The following is a 5,889-nucleotide window of genomic DNA, read 5'->3' as shown; positions in this document are numbered from 1 at the left end:
CCTTATCTGAACACGATGCGGTATACACACCGGACGCACAAGACGCGAAGTCGCAAATCACGGAAGGGATCGAAGAGTCGTACAAGCAGGCCGACCCACAAGGCGGCGAAACGATGGAAGAGATCGAGGTGGTCGAGTCGGCGCTTGATGAGAATATGGACGCGATTATGGAAAGCGACGAATTGATGGACAAGATCGCGGACCGGGTCGCCGAGCGAATCAACGAGAATAGTTAGATATCAGGGTTTGTTGACGCAACACACACCGCGGTGTGCCTTCGGAACGCCGCAGCGTCTCGCGGCTACAGATTCACCCATTCCCCACGTTTGTCGGCCTCTGTGATCGCCTCAAGAATTTGCTGGACCTCATACCCATCCTCGAAAGTGGGGAACGTGTCCGGTATATTTCCTGTGGACACAGAGCGTAAGAACTCGTAGTTCTCGTGGACGAAGGTGTGCTCCCACCCGATGACGTGACCGGGGGGCCACCACCGGTCGACGTACGGGTCCGTCTCGTCGGTGACGAGCACCGTCTGGTAGCCGCGGTCGCCCTCGCGGAGCACCTCCAGCTCGTTGAGCCGCTCTAAGGAGAATTTCAGGCTCCCCTTCGAGCCGTGGACCTCGATCGCGTGGTCGTTCTTGTGACCGGTCGCGAACCGGGTCGCCTCGAACGTCCCGATCGCCCCCGACTCGTAGGCGACCTGCGCGGAGTAGGCGTCGTCGACGGTCACGTCGCGGTACTCCGCGACTGCGGCGTCGCCGCCATCGCCGCCCTCGCTGCCCTCGTCGACGTCGCCGCCGTCCTCGTAGACGGGCCGTTCGTCGACGAACGTCTGCAGGTGGCCGGAGAGGCGGTCTATCCCGCCGACCTCGTCGCCGACGAGGAAGCTCGCGAGGTCGATCGTGTGCGCGCCCAGGTCGCCGAGCGCGCCCGAGCCCGCCATGTCGGCGTCCATGCGCCACGCCCACGGCGCCTCGGGGTCCGCGAGCCAGTCCTGGAGGTACCGCCCGCGGACCTGCCGGATCTCGCCGAGCTCGCCGTCCTCGATCAGCCCCTTCGCGTAGCGGAGCGCCGGGACGAACCGGTAGTTGAACGCGGTGCCGGCCGGGACGTCGGCGTCCGCCGCGGCGTCGCGCATCGCCGCCGCCTCGTCCAGGGTCGGCGCGAGCGGCTTCTCGCAGAGGACCGGAACGCCGGCCTCCAAGGCCGCGATCGACGGCTCCGCGTGGACGTGGTTCGGCCCGAGGTTGTAGAACACGTCCACCTCGTCGAGGGCGTCTTCCCAGTCCGTCGCGGTGTGCGCGAAGCCGAAGCGGTCCGCGGCGTCGGCGAGCGCCCCCTCGTCGCGCCCGACGAGCGTGTGACGTTCGACGTCGGGCGCGTCCGGGAAGAACATCGGAAGCCGCGCCAGCGCGTTCGCGTGCGCCTTGCCCATGAAGCGATACCCCAGCACGCCGATCTTGAGTGGTTCCCGTGTCATGATTGCGTCCTCCGTCTTACTCCGCCCAGTACGCGTCGCCCGGCTGCGTCTCGAAGACGGCCCGATCGAGCACGTCGACCGCCTTCTCTAACCCCTCGCGAGAGGAGGTGAGCGAGTCCTCGTGTTCGATCGAGAGCGCGCCCTCGTAGCCGACAATCCGGAGCGTCGAGACGACGTCCTTCCAGTGGGCCTCGTCGTGGCCGTAGCCGATCGAGCGGAACAGCCACGAGCGGTCGGCCTCCGCGGTGTAGTCCGCCGTGTCGAGCACGCCCTTCACGCGGGCGTTCGCGTCGTACACCTTCGTGTCCTTGGCGTGGAAATGGTGGATCGCGTCGCGTTCGCCCAAGAACCGGATCGCCTCGGTGACGTCGATCCCCTGCCAGTAGAGGTGCGAGGGGTCGAAGTTGGCGCCGATCCGCTCGTTCGTGGCCTCCCGCAGCGCGAGCATCCCGGTCGGCTCGTACACGAGCATGTTCGGGTGCATCTCGATGGCGACGTCGACGCCGTGGTGGTCGGCGTGTTTCGCCAGGTCGTTCCAGTACGGGATCGCGACCTCGTCCCACTGGTACTCGTGGGCGTCGGCGTGCTCGCTCGGCCACGGCGCCGTGACCCAGTTCGGCGTCGAGTCGCCGGGCGCGCCCGCGGGGAGCCCGGAGAAGCAGGTCACCGTGCCGACGCCGAGCAGGTCGGCCAGCTCGATCGCCTCCCGGAGTTCGCGGTCCGCCGCCGCGGCGCGCTCCTCGTCCGGGTGGAGGGGGTTGTTGTGGGTCGCCAGCGCCGAGATCCGGAGGTCGTGCTCGTCGAGCAGGCCGAGCAGGTCCTCGCGCGCGGCCTCGTCGGCGAGGTGCGACTCGCGGTCGACGTGGTCCTCGCCGGGCCACCCCCCGACGCCGAGTTCGACCGCGTCGACCCCGATGGAGTCGAGGTACGCGGCCGCGTCTTCGGTCGATTCTCCGCCCAATGGAACGGTCAGTACGCCGATATCCATGCGCGAAATAGTACAACACCCCGAATAAATCTTCAGGTGCTGGCGACCGACGGGTGCCGACGGCCGGATCTCGCCCCCGTTCCGGGCGTTTTCGGCCTCAATTCGGTCTCCTTTCGGTCCGACGCGGGGCCGCGAACCACATGAGGTTTTAACGGGTGGAACGCGTATGACGGACTATGGGAATCCTCTCGCGCGCCTCCTACGTCATCCGCTCGAAGGTGAACGCCCTCCTGAACCGGGCGGAGGATCCGACGGAGTCGCTCGACTACTCGTACGAACAGATGCGCGACGAGCTCCAAGACGTCAAGCAGGGGATCGCCGACCTGACGACCCAGAAGAAGCGCCTGGAGATCCAGAAGCGCAAGCTCGAGGAGAACGTCGAGAAGCACAACCGACAGGCCCGCGAGGCGGTCCAGCAGGACCGCGACGACCTCGCGCGGAAGGCCCTCGAGAAGAAGAAGTCGAAGATGGCCCAGATCGAGGAGCTGGAGGGGCAGATAGCGGAGCTGAACGACACCCAGGATCAGCTCGTCGAGAAGAAGAACAAGCTGCAGAACCGCATCGAGGAGTTCCGCACGAAGAAGGAGACGATGAAGGCCCGCTATGAGGCCGCGGAGGCGTCCTCGCGCGTCTCGGAGGCGATGACCGGCGTCGGCGACGAGATGGAGGACGTGAGCCGGTCGATCGAGCGCGCCGAGGAGCGGACCGAGGAGATGGAGGCGCGCGCGGAGGCGATGGACGAGCTGGAGGAGTCCGGCGCGTTCGAGGACGCGCTCTCCGACAAGGACAGCATCGACCGCGAGCTGGAGAGCCTCTCGACGAACAGCGAGGTCGACGCCGAACTGGAGACGCTCAAGGGCGAGCTCGGGAAGGGCGAGCCGAAGAGCGACAGCGGGGGCGCGACCGACGAGGAAGTCGAGGACGAACTGGCGGACATCGAATCGGAGATCGACGCGGACGACCTCGAGGCTGACCTCGACGGGGACGCCGGTGCCGACGAGGAAGTCGACGTCGAACTGGAGGAGTCGGAGGTCGACGCCGACGAGCCGCGGAACTAACGAAGCCGGGCGCCGGTCGCCGCCGCCGTTCTCACTTCCGGCCTCACTCCGAGCGCGCTCCGGTCCCCGCCCGCTCCTGTCCTTCGAGCCGGATCTCACCGTTCCCCATCCCGATCCCGTCATACGGGTCCTCGGCGAGCAGCAGCGAGCCGTCGAGGTCGGCGTAGTCGAGGAGCGGCGCGAGCTGGGCGGCCGCCGCGATCGACGCGTTCGACTCGATCATGCAGCCGCACATCACCTCCAGCCCGTGGGCTCGCGCCGCGGCGATCATCCGTCTCGCCTCGGGCAGGCCGCCGGTCTTCATCAGCTTCAGGTTCGCGATGTCGCAGCGGTCGGCGATCGCGGGAACGTCGTCGAGCGTCACGCACGACTCGTCGGCGGCGATCGGGAGTGCGGACCGCTCGTAGACGAACCGGAGCCCCTCCGGGTCCGCGGCGGGCACCGGCTGCTCGACGAACTCCACGTCGCGGTCGGCGAGCCACTCGCTCTTTGCGACCGCCTCGCGGGGCGTCCACGCCTCGTTGGCGTCGACGCGGAGTCGGGCCTCCGGCGCGGCCGCTCGGACGGCGTCGATCAGCTCGCGGTCCCGGTCGGTGCCGAGCTTGATCTTGAGGATCGGGTACCCGGCCTCGACCGCGGCCGCGGCCTTCTCCCGGACGCGCTCCGTCTCGTCGAGCCCGACGGTGTACGAGGTCGCCGGCGCGGCCGACGCGTCGAGCCCCCAGAGCCGATGGAGCGGGACGCCGAGCCGCTTCGCGGCGAGGTCGTGGACGGCGATCGAGACGGCGGCCCGGGCGGCCGGGTTGCCGCCGATCGCCGCCGCCATCCGCGACTCGATCTCGCGGATCGCGTGCGGGTCTCCGACGGACTCGACGACCGCGAGGAGGTCCGGGAGCACCGCCTCGACGGTGGCGGCCGTCTCGCCGTAGTGGGCCGACGGGGCGGCCCCGCCGACGCCGGTCATCCCGCCCTCGTCCGTGATCCGGACGATCACGTTCTCGGCCTCCGTCTGGGTGCCACGAGAGATCGTGAACGGGTCCTCGAGGGGAAGCGAGACCCGCTCGAACGCCGTGTCGAGGCTCATTTGTCGACGGTCTCCCCGCCGAGCCCGGCCTCGACGATCCCGTCGACGATCCCGTCGGCGCCGTCTCTGACGGGGTCGGCGGCGGGAGCGCCGACCGCGTCGCCGAAGGCGTCGACCGCGTCGGCGGCCACCTCGTCGTCGTCGACGTCCTTCGTGTTGAGCGCGCCGGCGACGACGCTCGCTTCGCGGACGGGCGCCGCGAGCCCCTCGTAGAGGTCGACGTACTCCGGAAGCGAGGGGAGCGCGAACGACTCGTACCCGTGGATCGCCTCCCGCCCCGCGGCGTGACAGAGGACCAGCCCGTCCGCCATCGAGCCGTGGAGGATGCCACAGGTGACCGCCGAGTAGGCGGGGTGAACGATGCTTCCCTGCCCCTCGACGACGAGGAGGTCGTAGTCGTCGCCGACCTCGACGAGCATGTCCTCGACGGCGCCGGCGGTGAAGTCGGAGACGACGCGGTCGATCGGGTTCCCCCAGCCGGCGATCATGATCCCGGTCTGGCCGGTCGGGACGAACGCCGCGTCGATCCCGCGCTCGCGGGCGGCGGCGACGATCTCCAGCGAGGCGGTCATCTTCCCGACCGAGCAGTCGGTGCCGACCGTACACACCACGTCGGCGTCGACGTCGCCGGAGGCGCCCGTCGCCACCGTCAGGTCGTCGTCCGGCTCGCGAACGTCGACGAGGTCGACGCCGTGTTCGGCGGCCAGCGCGGCGAGCTCCTCGTCCTCGTTGAGGAAGTAGTGGAGCCCGCTCACCACGTCGCAGCCGGCCTCGATCGCGGCCTCGACGTCCGACCGCCAGGACTCGTCGAAGCCGCCGCCGATCGGCGCGATCCCGATATATACGGCGTCGACGTCGCCGTCGGCGGCCGCGTGCGCCTCGCCGAACGACCCGACGATCGGCGCGTCCGAGACGTTCGGGACGTGGTCGCGCACGCGCTCGCCGGCGCGGTCGCGGTCGAGGACGGCGCGCACGTCCTGGTCGCCGTAGCGCATCACGCCGAGCGCGGTCTTCGCGCGGCCGGGGAACTTCTCGTGGGCGAGGATGACGATCCGTTCGTGGTCCATGGTGGGTCGCTCGCTCCGGGCGTTCTTAAAAGGGTCGAGCGCTCGACGACCGGTCGACTCGGCAGCGCCGATCTCACCGGACGACACTCGAACGCGCGCCGTGAAATTTATACCTGAACTGCAGTGGCGCGTGCCGGTGAGCGGCCGACAGGCCGCGAACCGCACGCGCGAGGGAGTCAGTCGCCCGGAGCAACGCGGAGGGCGACCGACGA

At 69.0% G+C, this 5,889-nt stretch carries 5 protein-coding genes and 1 pseudogene; 2 read left to right on the top strand and 4 right to left on the bottom strand.

Features of this window, described 5'->3' with window-relative positions; all coding sequences use genetic code 11:
* Window positions 1-236 (top strand): annotated as a pseudogene (locus DJ75_RS18710) (hypothetical protein); the annotation flags it as partial.
* A 65-nt stretch (window positions 237-301) separates the two neighbouring features.
* On the opposite strand, the gene DJ75_RS13055 reads toward DJ75_RS18710, so the two are convergent.
* On the bottom strand, window positions 302-1,480 hold the full coding sequence (locus tag DJ75_RS13055; RefSeq protein ID WP_094524891.1) for a Gfo/Idh/MocA family protein: 1,179 nt from the start codon (window positions 1,478-1,480) through the stop codon (window positions 302-304).
* 16 nt (window positions 1,481-1,496) lie between these two features.
* The gene (locus tag DJ75_RS13050) at window positions 1,497-2,468 is read right to left on the bottom strand and encodes a sugar phosphate isomerase/epimerase (protein ID WP_094524890.1); all 972 of its coding nucleotides are present in this window, start codon (window positions 2,466-2,468) and stop codon (window positions 1,497-1,499) included.
* A 176-nt stretch (window positions 2,469-2,644) separates the two neighbouring features.
* Here DJ75_RS13050 and DJ75_RS13045 point away from each other — a divergent pair, with 176 nt between their 5' ends.
* Complete coding sequence (locus tag DJ75_RS13045; RefSeq protein ID WP_094524889.1) at window positions 2,645-3,526, top strand: PspA/IM30 family protein; 882 nt, start codon at window positions 2,645-2,647, stop codon at window positions 3,524-3,526.
* Window positions 3,527-3,569: 43 nt separating this feature from the next.
* Here the strand turns inward: DJ75_RS13045 and DJ75_RS13040 are convergent, their stop codons facing one another.
* On the bottom strand, window positions 3,570-4,610 hold the full coding sequence (locus DJ75_RS13040) for a dipeptide epimerase (protein WP_094524888.1): 1,041 nt from the start codon (window positions 4,608-4,610) through the stop codon (window positions 3,570-3,572).
* Entirely contained in the window at window positions 4,607-5,677 is a 1,071-nt protein-coding gene (locus DJ75_RS13035) for a DUF1611 domain-containing protein (RefSeq protein ID WP_094524887.1), read from the bottom strand. Before DJ75_RS13035 ends, DJ75_RS13040 begins: the two co-directional genes overlap by 4 nt.
* Window positions 5,678-5,889 lie beyond the last annotated feature (212 nt).

The organism is Halorubrum sp. Eb13, assembly GCF_002252895.1.
Taxonomy (GTDB): domain Archaea; phylum Halobacteriota; class Halobacteria; order Halobacteriales; family Haloferacaceae; genus Halorubrum.
Note: the sequence above shows the minus strand (reverse complement) of the source record. Positions and strands in the feature narration are given on the sequence as shown.